This is a genomic window from Bacteroides sedimenti (genome assembly GCF_040365225.1).
In the GTDB taxonomy this organism is placed as follows: Bacteria; Bacteroidota; Bacteroidia; order Bacteroidales; family Bacteroidaceae; genus Bacteroides; species Bacteroides sedimenti.
Map to the genome: position 1 here is coordinate 810087 of NZ_AP028055.1, position 16742 is coordinate 826828.

Genomic DNA, 16742 nt, shown 5'->3' on the forward strand with positions numbered 1-16742 from the left:
TTACAGGTTTCTGTGACAAAAGAGATAAAAAAGGGGTTGTCCTAAAGCAGGAACAACCCCTTTTTAATTAAAGATTAAGACTTCGTAATATACAAAAGTAGTTCCCAAAACAGGAACAACCACTTTTACAGCTCTTTACTTTCGGGTTCTATCCAATTCAGTTTTCAAATACCCAGTATTTTGGTTCATCCTACAAATGAGTAGATAGTGTTCACTCGCCAATTTTCAGAAAAACTTTAATTCAGGACAACCTCTTTCTTTTCTACTAATGGCAGTATAGGTAGGCCAAACAGAATCATCTGAAATTTAAGCCGACAACTCTTTCATTATGCAAATGGAAGTATTCCCTTCAGCTTCTGTATAACTGAGTGCATTTACTAAATTACTGGAAGTATTTCCGGAAAAAGTAGCTAGGCTGGATTTGATATATATAAATCAGCTTCATGATTTATAAAAATGGATTTCTTCCCAGGAAAGGAGTCTGTTTTATTAGTAATAATGATTCCTATTTGTAATAAACCGGCTGAACTCCAATCAGCTTGTCATACCGTTCACCAAAGGGACGGTGATAAATCAGGATGAGATATTCGTTTTCTGTTTCATAGAAGTTTCCTTCTGTTAATGCTCCGGTGGCTTTGTTGCTTTTGGTGGGCACAAAAAGATATTGGTAATTGTATGCTCCCTGTTTCAGGAGTTGTGTTGATTCAAACGACTGTGTTTCCGGATTGTATGTCAGTCGGTAATTATCTGTGAAGTTATCGTTTGTAAAAGATCCTTGCAGATAAAGATCGCCGTCAGGCAATAGGCCTTTCCAGGGAAACGAAAAATGAACAAACATGTAGTCGGCATCAATATCATTGTTATTGCCAAGGTCGTAACGTACATAGTATCGACCGTTCTGATCTTTATCGAAACTGTAGTTTCTGTTTCTTACTTCGTCAGGGAAAAGAATCGTATGATAATAAGGGGCAAAATAGCGAATAGTCTGAATCCCTCTGGCTGCATGTCTAATACTAACCATTTCAAAACGGCGGTATTCATTTCCAGCTTCAAATATCAAATCTCTGTTGTACTCGTACCTTAGCTCCGTAGGGCTTACATAAGATGGCTGCACATTCGTTACGCAATTATCCTCACGAAGATTCTGCATCACCTTTATTTTCACCTCATTCTGGGGATTACGGATGGTGTATCCGTTATAATTCACCTTGAATGATACCTGCTGATGCGACTTGTTGGTATCGATGTCGGTATTGCTGCTTACGCTTGCAGCTATCGCCACCTTCTTTTCCACAACAGAGAAATAAGCCTTGCATATTGGTTTGGAACTGTCATCATCATCGAATATGGTTACCACATAGTTGCCCGAAACCTTCAGCTTTACCTGTTCATTGGGTAAGGAGAGGCGATAATGAGTGTACAACATTGTAGTATTCAACGAATTTTTATAGTCCTCAATCGGGCTGTTATTGAATCCCTCCAGATAATCAATCTCGTTCAGGTCCGAAGGGGTCCAGTCGGCATTGCAATGCGAAATTACATACTGAAAACGGTGATATTCGTGTGATAGTTCATCGAAAGATATTTCAACGATGTCGTCCGAGTTCAGACTTATAACCGGAGGAGCCAGCCAGTTATCATTCACTTTTACCTGCAGGCTCTGAATCTTTGATGAATATACTTCATTGTGTTGTGCTTTTGCAGACAGGCAAAGAAGGGCATACAGACATAATATCATTTGTGTTTTCATAGATTCTTTCACATTAAATCCATTTATCTTTTTGAGGAAGGCGGGAATTTAGGAACCAACTGCATCAGCCTCAGAATTTTTGCCTGGCGTCTGAGAATGTATCTGGATGGATTTGCCGAATCAAATCTGAGAGGATTTGGTAAAGTTGCAGCTATCAAAGCGCATTGACCTCTCGACAATTTCTTGGCTGTAGTATGAAACTTATATTTTGCTGCAGCTTCTGCTCCGTAAATACCTTTTCCCATTTCTATGGAATTGAGGTAAACCTCCATGATGCGTTCCTTTGACCAGAAAGTTTCAATCAGTACGGTGAAGTATACTTCAAAGCCTTTTCTTATCCAGGACGATTCAGGCCACAAAAACACGTTTTTTGCGGTTTGCTGACTGATGGTACTTGCCCCTCTTGACCTTTTACCTCTTTCACTCTCTTCCACTGCCATCTGAATGGCCTCAAAATCAAACCCGTGATGAGTGGCAAATTTGTTATCTTCTGACGCGATAACCGCCATCGGAAGATGCTTTGAAATTTTATCGAAAGATACCCATTTGTGCTTTAAGGTTACCTCTTCTCCATCTATTATCTGCTGTCCGCACCTTATCACCATCAAAGGAGTGACGTATACAGGAACGAATCGATAGATAATCGTAACTAAAATAGTCGATCCGAAGAATGCTATTGCAAGATTTCTTAAAATCCGAAGAATTTTTTTCCCAGGCATAGGTGATTTATTGATGTTGTATAATAAAACAAATCGTGTAAGCACAATAAAGGCCTACACGATCCATTTTATGTATTGGAATTATTTATTATTTGCTTGCGTCCTTAATCATTTGTTCGCTGGCATACATGTATACTTCAACACGGCGGTTTTGTTGTCTGCCTTCTGCAGTATCATTGCTAGCAACCGGCTGCTGAAAATCTTTACCTTCTATGTATTTAAACTGGCTGGATGATACACCGCTGCCTTTCAAATAAGTTGCAACAGAGTTAGCACGGTTGTAAGAAAGCTTCTGGTTAAATGCTAAAGCACCAGTATTGTCTGTATGTCCATACACAGCAATATCAATTGTTGGGTCGTCAGAAAGAACCTTAGCCAATTTAGTTAAAGCTGTTTTAGAAGTTGAGTTCAGTGTGCTTGAATTTGTTGGGAACAAGATGCCGCCCTCGAAAGTTACTTTTACAGCAGTAAGTCCGTTAGCATCTGTAATTGTCTCAACTTGTGCTTCTTTAATAGCTCTTGCCTTCTCGGCAGCTTTATCCATCTTTTTACCGATGATAACTCCGGCACCGGCGCCAACGGCGGTACCAATGGCAGCACCAATAACAGCACCTTTACCTTTACCTGCAATCTGACCAACAATAGCACCCAAGGCTGCACCTGAACCTGCGCCAATCAGACCTCCTTTGGCTGTATTTGACATTCCACATCCTCCAAAAACCAGAGAGAAACTGAGTAGAACTGATAATAATTTGATTTTTTTCATAATAAACTGTTATTTAATTTATTTTCAACCATGAAATATAGTGCAAATTTACTATTTTTTTTGAAAGAAGAATTATATATTATTAATTTATTCTTATACAAAACGCACCATATCTTAAATAAGAAACAGTTCTTTGCATTTATTGTTTGCTAAAAATCCTCGAAATAGGATATACTAACATATAAAATTGAAATTAACCTAAAAATCCAGCGGTGAACTCTTCAGAATTCGTTTCTTCACAATGCCAAACCATACAGCAGCAATTATTCCTTTCGCAATGCTTGTTCCGCTTATAGCCCACCATATTCCCACAACTCCCATGCCCATGTTGGTAAGAACTATGGCAAGCGGAATGCGTAAATAGTTGCAGGTAATACTGATTATTGCCGGAGGCGTAGTGCGTCCGGTGCCGTAGAACAACCCCTGGGTGGTTATTTCGAGCATCATAAACAGTTGTGAGTACCCCGAAATCCGAAGATATATACCTCCAGCAAGCATGGCGTTATGTTCAGGAACAAATACAGAAAAGAGTTCCGGTCCAAAGAAAATGAATAACAATGAGCAGAAGGAACCAAAGACGGATGTCATCCACAAAGTCGCCTTATAAGAGCGAAGCACCCTATCGTTCTTTCCGGCAGCATAATTCTGAGAGATAAAAGCACCAAGGGCACTCGAAAAACCTTGCGATGTGTTCCATGTAATCGCCTCAATCTGCCCTCCGGTAGTCAGCGCCATTAAACCGATGTGTCCTCCTTGTTCTGATGCCAGTCGGCAAAGGAACATATTTACAAAGGCAAATAGCGTGTTAAGTGTAGCTGCAGGAACTCCCAGTTTAAAAACCCGTAATGAAACATCTTTCTGCAATCGGGTGATAAACTTGAAGCCACCCAGCAGACTTTTCTTGTACTTAAGCTGGTAAACAAAGAGACTGAAGACAAATGCCTGAGATATCCACGTGGCAATGGCAGCGCCTGTTGTACCCATGTCGAGAACAAAGATGAAAAAAGGGTCAAGAACCATGTTCATTATGAGTCCAGCTCCGCTTATGTAGAATGGAATCTTGCTTCTGCCCGCAGCATTGTAAATGCCGGTAAAGGCGGTCGATAGGAATATAAAAGGCATGGCGGCAGATATAATCCGCAAATAAACCACAGCATTTCCCGAGATGCGGTCGCTAAGTTCATAGATACCTATAATAGGATGAGCAAAAGTAAAGAGCATTGCTCCCCAGCAAATAGAAATGATTAAAGCAATGGTGATGTTGTGCGAGGCGAATTTCTTGGCAGCACTTTCATCTTTGGCACCGATTGCCTGTCCAACGCTAATCTCCGAACCCACCTTATTCAGCAATGAGATGGAGGCCGACATCCACGATAGTATACCCACGGTTCCGATAGTAGCTACAGCTTCACTTCCCAACCGTCCTACCCATGCCATATTTATCAGGCTGTACGCCATCTGTATAAATGAGGTGGCCATAATGGGCGTTGCCAGGTTGAACAGCTGTTTTAAGATCGGACCTTCAGTGAGTTTTTTTATTCCTTGCATGGATTGGCTTTATTTTGAGCTGCAAATTTAGAAAATTAAACCATACGTTAATGTATTCTCTTTGTCAAAAGAGTTACCTTTGCAATCTGAAAAGAAAAAAATCAATAAGATTATGTCTATTCTTATATTTACACTGATTCTTCTTCTGGGGGCATACTTCGCCGGGTTAATAGGCTCCATGACCGGACTGGGTGGGGGAGTAGTTATCATCCCGTTGCTTACCCTTGGATTTCATATTGATATACATTATGCCATTGGTGCTGCACTCGTAGCCTCAATAGCAACCTCGTCAGGATCGGCAAGTGCCTATGTCAGGGAAGGGATAACCAATATGCGATTGGGTATGTTTCTAGAGATAGCCACCACCCTTGGTGCAGTGCTCGGTGCGGCTATTGCCGTCTACATGCCTACCAATGCCATTGCTATTATCTTTGGCATAGTACTTATCTTCTCCGCCGCCATGACTTTACGCAAGAAGCATGATCAAACCGTAGTAGTAGGAAGCGCGGCTTCCAAGAGACTGAAGCTCAATGGTTCGTATCCTACTGTAGAAGGACAAAAGTCTTATCAGCTCACCAATGTATCCGGCGGCTTTTCTTTAATGACACTGGCCGGTGTGCTTTCCGGTTTACTCGGTATCGGTTCGGGAGCACTGAAGGTGTTGGCAATGGATGTTATTATGCGGGTTCCTTTCAAGGTAAGTACAACAACCAGTAACTTTATGATTGGAGTCACTGCGGCAGCCAGTGCGGTGGTATATCTGCAAAGAGGATATATCGACCCGGGTATCGCCTTCCCGGTAATAGTCGGAGTGTTGGGCGGAGCCACCACAGGAGCTCGGTTGCTGCAACGAATGAATGTAAAAGTACTGCGCATCATATTCAGCGTGGCAATTTCCATTGTTGCCATTAACATGATGTATAATGGTTTCCACCATAAATTCTAGTGTAAAGATGAAGAAGTTTTCAACAATGTATTTCCGCGATCGCGATATTCAGAAAATTATCGGAAAGCTGCTGCGGTTGGGAGTTGTTTCTGCAAGTATAATTTCACTGATAGGAGGCATCATCTACCTTTCGGTTCACGGCATGGATAGCATCCCCGATTATCATAAGTTTCACGGACAGCCCGAGACACTTACCCAAATTGCAGGAATCATCGAAAAGACCTTCAGTCTCAATGCTCGTGGCATTATGCAGCTGGGAGTTGTGGTGCTCATTATGACACCCATACTGCGTGTGTTCTGTTCGCTGTTCTCTTTTGCAATAGAGAAAGACCGTATGTATGTTGTAATTACCTTTGCGGTGTTAAGCATCATTCTCTTCAGTATGTTTACCGGTATGAAAATCTAATTTACACATATTTGTAACTTAATCCATAAATTGATGTAACATTACAAGGCTTACTTTGCATACTGATAGATAGAAATTAATACAGAATGCAATGATAGGTCTTTTTAATGATTGTTTCCCTCCTATAATGGACGGGGTTTCCCTGACTACACAGAACTATGCTCATTGGCTGAACAGGAAAACCGGGAATGTATGTGTGGTGACTCCCAAATCGCCCCATGTGAGAGATAATGAGGAGTATCCCGTTTACCGTTATTCCTCTCTTCCTATTCCAATGCGAAAACCATACCGGTTCGGAGTACCCCAGGTAGACCTGGCTTTTCAATACAAGCTAAATCAAATATCCTTCGAGCTGGTGCACGCTCATTGCCCATTCTCTTCGGGTGCGTTGGCTATGAGAATTGCTAAATCTCAGAATATTCCTCTGGTTGCCACTTTTCATTCAAAATACAAGGCCGATTTTGAACGTGCCATTCCCAATAAAAAAATAGTAGATTATCTGATAAAGGATGTAATTCGTTTTTATGAAGGAGCCGATGAGGTGTGGATTCCTCAGGCTTCGGTAGAAGAAACGCTTCGTGAGTACGGCTACAAGGGAAAAGTAGAGGTGGTGGACAACGGAAACGATTTTTCGGATTATGGTTCAGTCTACTCAATGCGAGCTACTGCTCGTGAAGAACTTGGAGTGAACGATGGCGAGTTTGTTTTCCTGTTCGTAGGTCAGCATATCTTCGAAAAGAATCTGGCCTTTTTGCTGGAGTCTTTGGCAATAATTAGATATATTCCGTATAAGATGTATTTTATAGGTTCAGGATATGCCGAAGGCAGACTAAAGCAGATGACCGAAGAATTGAACCTTTCCTCGAAAGTTTTTTTTGTGGGAACGGTTTCCAACAGAGAGCAGCTTAGCAGATATTATGCAGCGGCAGACCTCTTTCTGTTTCCTTCATTGTATGATAATGCTCCTTTAGTTGTACGCGAGGCTGCAGCATTGCACACCCCTTCCGTTTTGATATCCGGCTCAACATCGGCGGCAATAGTTACCGATTCGGTGAATGGCTTCCTGGCATCTCATTCCACGGCCGATTATGCCCGGAAGATTCGTGAACTCACCGTTTCACCGCTTCTGATGAGAATGGCCGGCGATAAAGCCTCTCACAGCATTGCCCGTTCATGGGAAAACGTGGTGGATGAAGTGTGCGACAGATACCAGTGTTTGATGAGGAGAACATCCTGTAACCACCCCGACGTTCTATGGCAAGCAATCTGAAAGTATTTAAAACAGGATATGTCCTGTTCCCCGTAATTGTTGGATTGGCAGTTGTAGGCTGGTTGTTTTACAAAGAAATAAACCTAGAGCTATTATCCTCTCTCACCTTCAGCGGTCGAATGATTTTTTTTATTGCTCTGGCTTTTCTTCTGATGTTAGGGCGCGATTGGGGATTAATGTGGCGTTACCGGGTGATGGCCGAAAAAAAACTGTCGTGGATTCAGGCATTCAATGTGAATATCCTTTGCGAATTTACGTCGGCGGTTACCCCCATGGCGGTAGGAGGTAGCAGTCTGGTTGCCCTGTTCCTCAATAAAGAAGGGCTTAATGCCGGCAGGAGTGCTGCTATCACAATTTCCTGCCTCTTTCTCGACGAGTTGTTCTTTGTGTTGGCCTGTGCCTTGTTTTTCTCAATCATTCCACTTCAGGATTTATTCGGAAGTTCAACCGCGCTATCAACCAGTGTTCAGGTATTGTTTTTTCTGGTCAATGGAGTTATTGCCTTCTGGACATTCCTTCTTTTCATTGCCCTGTTTAAGCGTCCCGATTGGGTAAAAAAGTTCCTGTTCACTCTTTTCAGTCTCAAAATGCTGCGTGCTAAGAGGAAGTCCGTCACCCGTTTTACCAATAGTTTGGAAAGTTGCTCGAACGAACTTAGCCGCAAGCCCTTTTCTTTCTGGGGCAAATCCTTTCTAGCCACGGCGTTTTCCTGGTGTTGCCGATACCTGGTTGTAAATGCTTTACTCATGGCCTTTACCCCGATGGAGAATCACCTCATAGCCTTTGCGCGCCAGCTGATTCTCTGGATTCTGATGGCGGTAAGCCCCACGCCCGGTGGCAGCGGATTGGGCGAATTTATGTTCAAGGAATACTATTCGGAGTTTTTTGCTGTATCAGGTGTTGCAGTAATTGTGGCATTACTATGGCGCATCATTACCTATTATCTGTATCTCATAGCCGGTGTATGTATTATTCCGCAGTGGGTGCGTAAGCTAGGTTAAAAAAACATTCTTTGTTTTTTCATCTGGTTGTAAAAGATTTGAAATATGTTCCGACTACCTTTACGCTCAGAAAATAAATTCTTAATTATATATCAGGATGAAACAAAATTCTTTTGCTCAGCGTAATAGTTTTATGGCCATTGGAGTCCTGATGGCTGTTATTGGAATATCTTTCTTGTTCTACATGGGTAACTCCCTTTATCAAACCAGTCAGCGCATGCATCACGATTATTATTCTGTTTGCGTGTCGAAATAGTTTTTTTCTAACCTACTATATATTTGTCTTGCTGGGGGTGAACAGTAACATGGTTTCACCCTCATCTTTTTTCTCAATTCTTAAAATGCCAATCCAGCCTGTAATATTGCCTCAATTATTAATAAATCTTTAATTCCTTTCTTGAATCTTATATTCCTCTATTTTTTCCCATTTAAGTTCTGGGTTTAGTTGTTTAAGTTTTTAAGTGCTGCTTCAAAATGATTGTGAAATCACTTATCAACCTACCACCATGAAGATTTTTATTATATCGAACAGACTTCCCGTAAAAGCTGTAAAGACAGAATCGGATAACTTTGAGTTCATTCGTAGCGAAGGAGGAGTTGCCACCGGATTGAGCTCTTTAGAGATGCCTATGGAAAAACATTGGATAGGCTGGCCCGGTGTTTATGCTGAAAATGATGCCGAAAAAGAGACTATTATCGCTCATCTTCGTCCGCATAATTATCATCCCGTATTTTTATCTCCCAATCAAATTCAGAACTTTTACGAAGGCTATAGCAACAGTACGCTTTGGCCGCTTTGCCACTACTTCTTTACTTACATAGAGTACGAAAATAAATACTGGGAATCTTATAAAGAGGTCAACAAGCTGTTTTGCGAGGTGGCTATTCCGCTCATTGAACCGGGAGATATTGTCTGGGTGCAGGATTATCACCTCATGCTCCTGCCACAGATGCTCCGCCATACGGTTGAGGGTATCAGCATCGGCTACTTTCATCACATCCCCTTTCCTTCGTACGAACTGTTTCGGGTGTTGCCCGAACGTGCCGAACTGCTTAACGGTTTACTGGGAGCCGATTTAATAGGATTTCATACCCACGATTATATGCGGCATTTTGTGAGTGCAGCCGAACGGGTGCTCGATTTACGCTTCAAGCTGGACCAGGTGTTGTTGGATAATCGCATGGTGTATGTCGATGCCTTCCCCATGGGAATTAACTACTCTCTTTACCACGATGCCATTCTGAAGCGTGAAGTGCAGCAAAAGGCCGTCGAACTGAAAAAGAGCTATGGCACCCATAAGTTGATTCTTTCTGTCGATAGGCTCGATTACAGCAAAGGAATCCTTCATCGTCTCCGTGGGTTCGACCTTTTTCTCGAGAAACACCCCGAATACAAAGAGAAAGTTTCACTGGCCATGATAATTGTTCCATCAAGAGGAAAGGTGGACCGGTATGCCGGACTAAAGACAAAGATTGACGAAACGATAGGAGCCATAAACGGGAAGTATTCTACCATAAACTGGCGACCGGTATACTACTTTTACCACAGCTTCAACTTCGAAGAGCTGGTAGCCATGTATCATATTGCCGATATTGCCCTGGTTACCCCGCTCAGAGACGGCATGAACCTGGTGGCGAAAGAGTATCTCGCCGCAAAGCGAGATGCCCCCGGTGTGCTGATACTAAGCGAAATGGCCGGAGCCTCTATCGAGCTAAGAGAATCGATTATCGTCAATCCCAATGATGTGGGCGAAATTGAGCAGGCAATACTCCGGGCAATGGAAATGCCGGAAGATGAGCAGATGCATAAGTTGCGACTAATGCAGAAGGATATATCAACGCAGACGGTAGACAAGTGGGCGGCGGGCTTTATCCAAGAGATGAACAAAATACGTTCGCTCAACGAAGTCTTAAAAAGAAAACGGATTGAGGGATGCACTTTTAAGCATATCCAGAAAAAATACCAGGATACCCGAAAGAGGTTGCTCATTCTCGATTATGACGGTACGCTGTGTGCCTTTAATAGCAACCCCGAAGATGCGGTTCCTTCTGCTCAGCTCATGGAAGTGTTAGATAAACTCAGTACGGATCAGAATAACAAGATTGTGATAAGCAGTGGTCGAGATCATCAAACGTTGGATAAGTGGTTTAGCTCGCTTCCAATAGATATGGCTGCAGAGCATGGAGCCTTTTACAAGGAAAACGGACGGTGGCATAACAACTTGCAGACCGATCAGTGGGACGATGAAATACTCTCCATTTTAAACTCCTTCATCGATAAAACCCCTCACTCCAGGCTCGAAGTAAAAGATACGGCATTGGTGTGGCATTTTCGCAATGTGGATGCCTGGCTGGCATCATTGCGCGAGCAGCAATTGGTCAACGCCCTGATATCTCCCTGTGCTCGACAAAACCTGCAGATTATGCGCGGCGATAAAATCGTTGAGATAAAATCGCCTCTTTACACAAAAGGTTCCGAAGCACGTAGAATACTGCAGAACAACTGTTTCGATTTCATACTTGCCATGGGCGATGACGTAACCGACGAAGACACTTTCAAGGAATTGCCCGCCGAAGCATTCACAATTAAAGTAGGAAACATCTCCGAAGTAGCCCGTTTCAGCCTTCTTTCGCAAACAGAGGTGCTTCCTTTCCTTAATAAGCTGACCGGCAATTAACCTATGGCTTAATGAATTCCGAACGTTCAATCTCGTCGCCAAACAGCAGGGCGGTATTTATTACTGCCAGATGCGAATAAGCCTGAGGGAAGTTGCCCAATTGGTCTTTCGTCTCAAAATCCAGGTCTTCGCTAAATAGCCCTAAATGGTTTGCATACCCAAGCAGCTCGTTGAACATGTTCAGTGCTTCTTGTTCCCTGCCGATTACGTACAGTGAGCGTATCATCCAGAACGTGCAGATGGTGAAGGCAGATGATGGCTTTCCAAAATCATCCTTATTAATGTATCTGTACATCAATCCCTTATACTTCAGCGTGCGATATACCGCCTCTACGGTTTTCTTGTATTTTTCATCATTGGCATCAATAAAATCGTATGTTTCCATCAGTAAAAGTGATGAGTCCAAATCGTTGTTGCAATATGTCTGCGAAAAACTCTGAATCTCTTCTTTCCATCCATTGGTAAGAATGTCCTCTTTTATCACGTCGGCCTCTTTCTGCCATCTTTGGGCATATAGCTCGTTTTGGTACAGCAGCGCAATCTTCGCAGCCCTGTCCAGTGCAACCCAGCACATCACCTTGGAAAATACAAAATGCTTTTCCTCTCCCCGTATTTCCCATATTCCCTTGTCGGGATTCCTCCAATCCTCGATTACCGTCCTTGCCAGATTCTTCACAATCCCGAAAAGACTCTCAACCTCATCCAGAGTGCCCGGAAAGTAGCGGTAATATTGGTAAATTACATCCATCAGATACCCAAACGAATCGTTTTGCTTCTGGTGATACGCATCATTGCCTATCCTTACCGGCCGCGAGTCTTTATATCCCTTTAAATGAGGGAGTTCCTCTTCCGTTAGGATACGTTCGCCCCGTATGCCATACATAATTTGGAAAGTATCATGTTTGGATCTGATTATGTTGAGGATAAAATTAATAAATCGCTGTGCAGTTCCCCTATGTCCCGTCTTTAACAGAGTCTCGATTGACATGGATGCATCCCTCAACCAGCAGAAACGATAATCCCAGTTGCGTACCTCGCCAACTGATTCCGGCAGACTGGTTGTCAGTGCCGCCAGTGCAGCGCCTGTGCGGTGGTACGACATTAATTTCAGTACAAGTATGCTTCGCTCAACCTCTTCATTGAACTGAGTATATTTTTTCGACCTGTTGGTCCAGTTCAGCCAATAAACCTTGGTTCGCTGAAACTCCAGTTCAACCCTGTCCTGATCTACAATTATCAGTTTCTGGTTATAAGAGAGCATGATAAATTCGTCCTGCTGAATTTCAAAATCCTTTTTATTCAGAATTTTATGAAAATCGAGGCTCGAGTAGAGATATATCGTGTCTTTGTAGTTCTGCTTCGAATAAGTTTTAATGTATTGCGGACCGCTTTTATGGTCCACCTCCTCCCGGGCATAGTTCAGGGCAGGGCAGTAGTCAACTGTGAGATGAGGCTTTCCGTATTTATATCTTATCAGTCGGTACAGCTCGGGTGGCAGGTAGTGCCCGCTTATCTCGCTTATTTTATACCGTGGCATAAAGTCAAAGATTTCAAATCCGCCTTCGTCCGATTCGAAACTGGTCAATAAAATGTTTGTGTGCTCTACGTACCTTTGAGTTATTTCATATTGGTCGCTCACAATAATACCCAGGTGTCCCCCTTTTTCCCGGTCCAGCAGCCTGGCAAACACAGAAGGTGAGTCAAAGTCGGGAAAACAAAACCAGTCTATGCTTCCCTGGTTCGAGATTAACGCCGCTGTACGGCAGTTGCCCACAGCCCCATAATTCAGATGTTCCATATCTTAATACGAATTTTCAAAAATTGAGATTTATTTATAGAACAAACAATCCAGAGAAAAATCATGATTTAAATGTTAATATTTTCTTTTTATTAACTTCTGAATCTCTTTTTATAATTGAATTTATCAATGAAAATAAGCCTTTATTCTGCTAAATTTAGTAATATTGCGCTCCGATATGGGGACGCATCATTTTTAGGCAGTTTTATTGCAGCACAATGATGCGCAAAAGTGATAAAAGAAGCACTTTTATCACTAGAATACATTTACAGAAAAGGTATTAGGAATCAATCGTGAACTGACTGATGTTCATACCCGTTTTATGAAGATTTTATTTGAATAATTTTATGAGTGAAAGAAGCATAATGCCTTTTGCAAGGCCACTATATGTAATGGTTAAGTCCGTTGGCTCGGTTTGTAACCTTTCCTGCGATTATTGTTACTATCTCGAAAAGTCAAAACTGTACAAAGAAACAAAAAATCATGTGCTGAGCGAAGAGCTCCTCGAGAAATTCACGGAAGAGTACATACTTTCGCAAACCATGCCTCAGGTGTTGTTTACCTGGCACGGCGGCGAACCGTTAATGCGTCCCATCAGCTTTTATAAAAAAGCGGTCGAACTGCAGAAAAAGTACGGTCAGGGACGCACGATAGACAACTGCATCCAGACAAATGGAACACTGCTCACCGACGAATGGTGTAAGTTTTTCAAAGAAAACAACTTCCTGGTAGGTGTCTCCATTGACGGCCCTCAGGAGTTTCACGACGAGTATCGCAAGAACAAGCAGGGGCACCCCTCCTTTGCTAAAGTAATGAAAGGCATCGAGCTGCTCAAAAAGCACGGTGTGGAATATAACGCAATGGCGGTAGTGAATGATTTCAATGCAGATTATCCCCTCGAGTTCTATCGTTTTTTCAAGGAGATAGATTGTCGTTACATCCAGTTTACCCCCATTGTAGAACGCATCTCTGACCGGGCCGACGGCCTCTCGCTCTCTTCGCCCGTTCAGAAAGAAAAAGCCGAGCTGGCAGAGTTTAGTATTTCGCCCGAACAGTGGGGAAATTTCCTTTGTACCATTTTCGATGAATGGGTGCGCGAAGATGTTGGCAAATTCTTTATTCAGATATTCGATTCCACCCTGGCAAACTGGGTAGGAGAGCAGCCCGGAGTATGCAGCTTGGCAAAGAACTGCGGACATGCCGGCGTAATGGAATATAATGGCGATGTGTATGCGTGTGACCACTTTGTGTTCCCCGAATACAAGCTGGGCAATCTCTATTCAAGTACATTGGTTGAGATGATGTACAGTGACAAGCAGACAAAGTTTGGCGAGGCAAAATCAAAAACCCTGCCCACACAGTGCAAAGAGTGCGAATTCCTATTTGCCTGCAATGGTGAGTGTCCTAAGAACCGTTTCGCCTTTACCGCCGATGGAGAACCCGGGCTTAACTACCTGTGCAAAGGCTACTTTAAGTTCTTTAAGCATGTGGCACCCTATATGGACTTTATGAAAAAAGAGCTGATGAACCAGCGTCCGCCGTCAAATGTGATGGAGTGGATAAAAGAAACCGGAATCAGATAGATATGAAATAAATTCCGGATATATTGCCGGACTATAAAATACAAGTTATAACCGCCTTTTGGAAACCATCCCATAAGGCGGTTTCTTTTTTTCAAATATCAGGAATCATATTAACTATTTATTCTGAAACAATTATATCTTAAATATTGTTATTTTTTTAATTCGCAGTAAATAAGCATGTTAAATACAGATTACCTATGTCAGTATTTAATTAACGCATATCATATATAAAGAATCCATTAAACCTAAACTTATTAATTATGAAAAGAACGATTTTATTCATGCTGGTTTCCTTCCTTTTTATATCCTGCGGAAACAAACAGGCAAATAAACCAGCGGACGAGGCGTCTATCGCACCAGTCCAAAACGAAAAAACAATCACGGCAAACAAGAAATTTCCTCTTGAGCATGGCACTATTTATCAGCAGGTCACTGCAGCAGGATTCGAAACTACTCCCACTGTTTATTTCGATAAATGGGGCGATTGGCAAACCACCGAATCAACCATGCTGATGGAAGTTATGGGAATGAAAACCGGCAGCTCCACCATCAATATTGTAAAAGGCGATGAGCATTGGGATATTGATTTAACCGATAAGAAGGGAAAGCACTACAAAATGAGTACAAAGATTAACGACCTGGGAGTCGATTTAAACAAGCTTACCGACGATATCAAGAAGCAAATGAAGATTGAAGAGCTGGGCGAAGAGAATTACCTGGGTTATAAATGCAAAAAACTGAAGATTAAGAACGATAAACTGAAAATGGACATGGTTTATCTCACTTATGGCAACATGATGATGAAGATGGACGGTAAAGCCATGGGTATCAATACCTCTATGAAAGTTACCAAAATTGATACCAAAGCACCTCCTGCCCAAAAGTTCCGGGTTCCCGAAGGGATTAAAATGGAAGAGATGAAATAACAAAACGCCCCGCCATCATGTGAGTGACTAGCGGGGCGTTGCTATTTTAACTTCTATCCTTGCAGGCAGGCACCACGCACTGCAGCTTTAGTGCATCACTGAGGCGGGCATTCAGGGTGATGATTTCCTGATACATCTTCCGTACTTTTTCCGATAGCTCGAAATAGTCGGTTTCAAATCGGGTAACCTGCTCCATCAGGTATTCAAACTGGCTCTTCACCAGGTCGGTGAACTCTTGCATCTCGCGCACACTTTTCTTCTTTACGAAGGGCAGCAGCACGGTAAGCACTTTCAGAATTTCATTGATTACTTTCATTTTTCAAGGTTTTTAAATTCGTTAGCAACATCAAAGCAGGGGCACTGCTTCAGCCATTCGTGTTTCTCTATAATACCGTCTCCGTCCAGGTCGGGGCTTAGGTCTCGGTGACCAACCACCCGGCTGTGGGGGTAGTCCATATGCAATACATTTACCAGTGCACGCAGTGATCTTTTCTGCCACATGGTGCGTGTATCGGCAGGCTTTCCGGCAGCGTTTAATCCACCTTCATAGCAGATGCCTATACTGTTGGCGTTGTGTCCGCGGGCATGAGCTCCGGGCTTCTCCACCGGTCGGGTAGAGGCTATGAAGCCATCCTTGCGAATGTAGAAGTGGTAGCCTATGCCGTTGAAACCTTGCTTGCGATGGCTCCGCTCCAGGTCGGCCTCGGAAAAATCGAGGTCGGCCCGGGTGGCAGAGCAGTGCACCACAAGGAGGTTAATCTCTCTCCTGCAGCTCATTACTCACCTTTTTCAGGTATAGGAATGGGTTGCGGGGCAATAGGCAGCTTGGCCACCTGGTGAAAATCCAGAGCCTTGAGCATCTTAGAAAGCGCTTTGCCAGGGCGGAAGCTGATGCGCGCTTTGCGAATCATACTGCTGTTGAACTCCTTCTCGGTTTCGGCACCGTGGCTGCTAACCGAAATTTGGAAACTTCCAAAATCGCCCAACCGTACAATCTCTCCGCGGCCCAGGGCCATTTTCATGGTTTTGATAACTCCGTTTAGCGAGGCGGTAATATCTGCCTTGGTCACGGTGCAACGACTGTCCACATCGTCGCAGATTTCGTCGAAATCCATGTCGCCACGTGCTTGTGCCTGTGCGTAAAACTTAGGTTCATCGTCAATCTTTGACGGATTCTTTCTGGGAACTACTGAAAATCCTACTGACATAACATTCAAAATTAAAGGGTTAATAATGTGGGGTTTGAATCACATTGCTAAGATACAATGGGCGTTTGCAGAGGGGACACTCATTAGGTTTCAATAGGTGCTATTGAGTAAATAATGGTGAATACTCTTGTTCTTTTGGCTTG

16 protein-coding genes are annotated in these 16742 nt (G+C 43.0%); 8 read left to right on the forward strand and 8 right to left on the reverse strand.

Annotation, left to right across the window (positions count from 1 at the left end; all coding sequences use genetic code 11):
• Positions 1-505 precede the first annotated feature (505 nt).
• From ABWU87_RS03185 to ABWU87_RS03200, 4 genes are all read right to left on the reverse strand, one after another.
• The gene (locus ABWU87_RS03185; RefSeq protein WP_353333212.1) at positions 506-1750 is read right to left on the reverse strand and encodes a DUF5103 domain-containing protein; all 1245 of its coding nucleotides are present in this window, start codon (positions 1748-1750) and stop codon (positions 506-508) included.
• A 23-nt stretch (positions 1751-1773) separates the two neighbouring features.
• Positions 1774-2469: a monofunctional biosynthetic peptidoglycan transglycosylase gene (mtgA, locus tag ABWU87_RS03190; protein WP_353333214.1), complete on the reverse strand. Its 696-nt coding sequence runs from the start codon at positions 2467-2469 to the stop codon at positions 1774-1776.
• Positions 2470-2557: 88 nt separating this feature from the next.
• Positions 2558-3235 (reverse strand): OmpA family protein, encoded by a 678-nt coding sequence (locus tag ABWU87_RS03195; protein ID WP_353333216.1) that lies wholly within the window; start codon positions 3233-3235, stop codon positions 2558-2560.
• A 198-nt stretch (positions 3236-3433) separates the two neighbouring features.
• Entirely contained in the window at positions 3434-4783 is a 1350-nt protein-coding gene (locus ABWU87_RS03200) for an MATE family efflux transporter (protein ID WP_353333218.1), read from the reverse strand.
• A gap of 112 nt (positions 4784-4895) precedes the next feature.
• On the opposite strand from ABWU87_RS03200, the gene ABWU87_RS03205 reads away from it, so the two are divergent.
• From ABWU87_RS03205 to ABWU87_RS03230, 6 genes are all read left to right on the forward strand, one after another.
• Positions 4896-5729: a sulfite exporter TauE/SafE family protein gene (locus ABWU87_RS03205; protein ID WP_353333220.1), complete on the forward strand. Its 834-nt coding sequence runs from the start codon at positions 4896-4898 to the stop codon at positions 5727-5729.
• Positions 5730-5736: 7 nt separating this feature from the next.
• Positions 5737-6135, forward strand: a complete 399-nt coding sequence (locus ABWU87_RS03210; RefSeq protein WP_353333222.1) for a DUF1634 domain-containing protein — start codon at positions 5737-5739, stop codon at positions 6133-6135.
• 91 nt (positions 6136-6226) lie between these two features.
• Positions 6227-7405: a glycosyltransferase gene (locus ABWU87_RS03215; protein ID WP_353333224.1), complete on the forward strand. Its 1179-nt coding sequence runs from the start codon at positions 6227-6229 to the stop codon at positions 7403-7405.
• Positions 7390-8406, forward strand: a complete 1017-nt coding sequence (locus ABWU87_RS03220; protein ID WP_353333226.1) for a lysylphosphatidylglycerol synthase transmembrane domain-containing protein — start codon at positions 7390-7392, stop codon at positions 8404-8406. The genes ABWU87_RS03215 and ABWU87_RS03220 overlap by 16 nt, the downstream gene beginning before the upstream one ends.
• Before the next feature lie 97 nt (positions 8407-8503).
• On the forward strand, positions 8504-8662 hold the full coding sequence (locus tag ABWU87_RS03225) for a hypothetical protein (RefSeq protein ID WP_353333227.1): 159 nt from the start codon (positions 8504-8506) through the stop codon (positions 8660-8662).
• 250 nt (positions 8663-8912) lie between these two features.
• The gene (locus ABWU87_RS03230) at positions 8913-11084 is read left to right on the forward strand and encodes a bifunctional alpha,alpha-trehalose-phosphate synthase (UDP-forming)/trehalose-phosphatase (protein WP_353333229.1); all 2172 of its coding nucleotides are present in this window, start codon (positions 8913-8915) and stop codon (positions 11082-11084) included.
• Between the two features lies 1 nt (position 11085).
• Here the strand turns inward: ABWU87_RS03230 and ABWU87_RS03235 are convergent, their stop codons facing one another.
• Positions 11086-12882, reverse strand: coding sequence for a glycoside hydrolase family 15 protein (locus ABWU87_RS03235; RefSeq protein WP_353333230.1), 1797 nt, complete (start codon positions 12880-12882; stop codon positions 11086-11088).
• Positions 12883-13229: 347 nt separating this feature from the next.
• On the opposite strand from ABWU87_RS03235, the gene ABWU87_RS03240 reads away from it, so the two are divergent.
• Positions 13230-14465 (forward strand): anaerobic sulfatase-maturation protein, encoded by a 1236-nt coding sequence (locus ABWU87_RS03240; RefSeq protein WP_353333232.1) that lies wholly within the window; start codon positions 13230-13232, stop codon positions 14463-14465.
• A gap of 260 nt (positions 14466-14725) precedes the next feature.
• A complete protein-coding gene (locus tag ABWU87_RS03245) occupies positions 14726-15391 on the forward strand; it encodes a DUF4412 domain-containing protein (RefSeq protein WP_353333234.1) in 666 nt (221 codons plus the stop codon).
• Positions 15392-15437: 46 nt separating this feature from the next.
• On the opposite strand, the gene ABWU87_RS03250 is transcribed toward ABWU87_RS03245, so the two are convergent.
• The 3 genes from ABWU87_RS03250 to ABWU87_RS03260 are packed head-to-tail and all read right to left on the reverse strand — an operon-like array spanning position 15438 to position 16599.
• Positions 15438-15707: a hypothetical protein gene (locus ABWU87_RS03250; RefSeq protein ID WP_353333236.1), complete on the reverse strand. Its 270-nt coding sequence runs from the start codon at positions 15705-15707 to the stop codon at positions 15438-15440.
• The gene (locus tag ABWU87_RS03255) at positions 15704-16168 is read right to left on the reverse strand and encodes an N-acetylmuramoyl-L-alanine amidase (protein WP_353333238.1); all 465 of its coding nucleotides are present in this window, start codon (positions 16166-16168) and stop codon (positions 15704-15706) included. The genes ABWU87_RS03250 and ABWU87_RS03255 overlap by 4 nt, the downstream gene beginning before the upstream one ends.
• Complete coding sequence (locus ABWU87_RS03260; RefSeq protein ID WP_353334404.1) at positions 16168-16599, reverse strand: HU family DNA-binding protein; 432 nt, start codon at positions 16597-16599, stop codon at positions 16168-16170. Before ABWU87_RS03260 ends, ABWU87_RS03255 begins: the two co-directional genes overlap by 1 nt.
• Positions 16600-16742 lie beyond the last annotated feature (143 nt).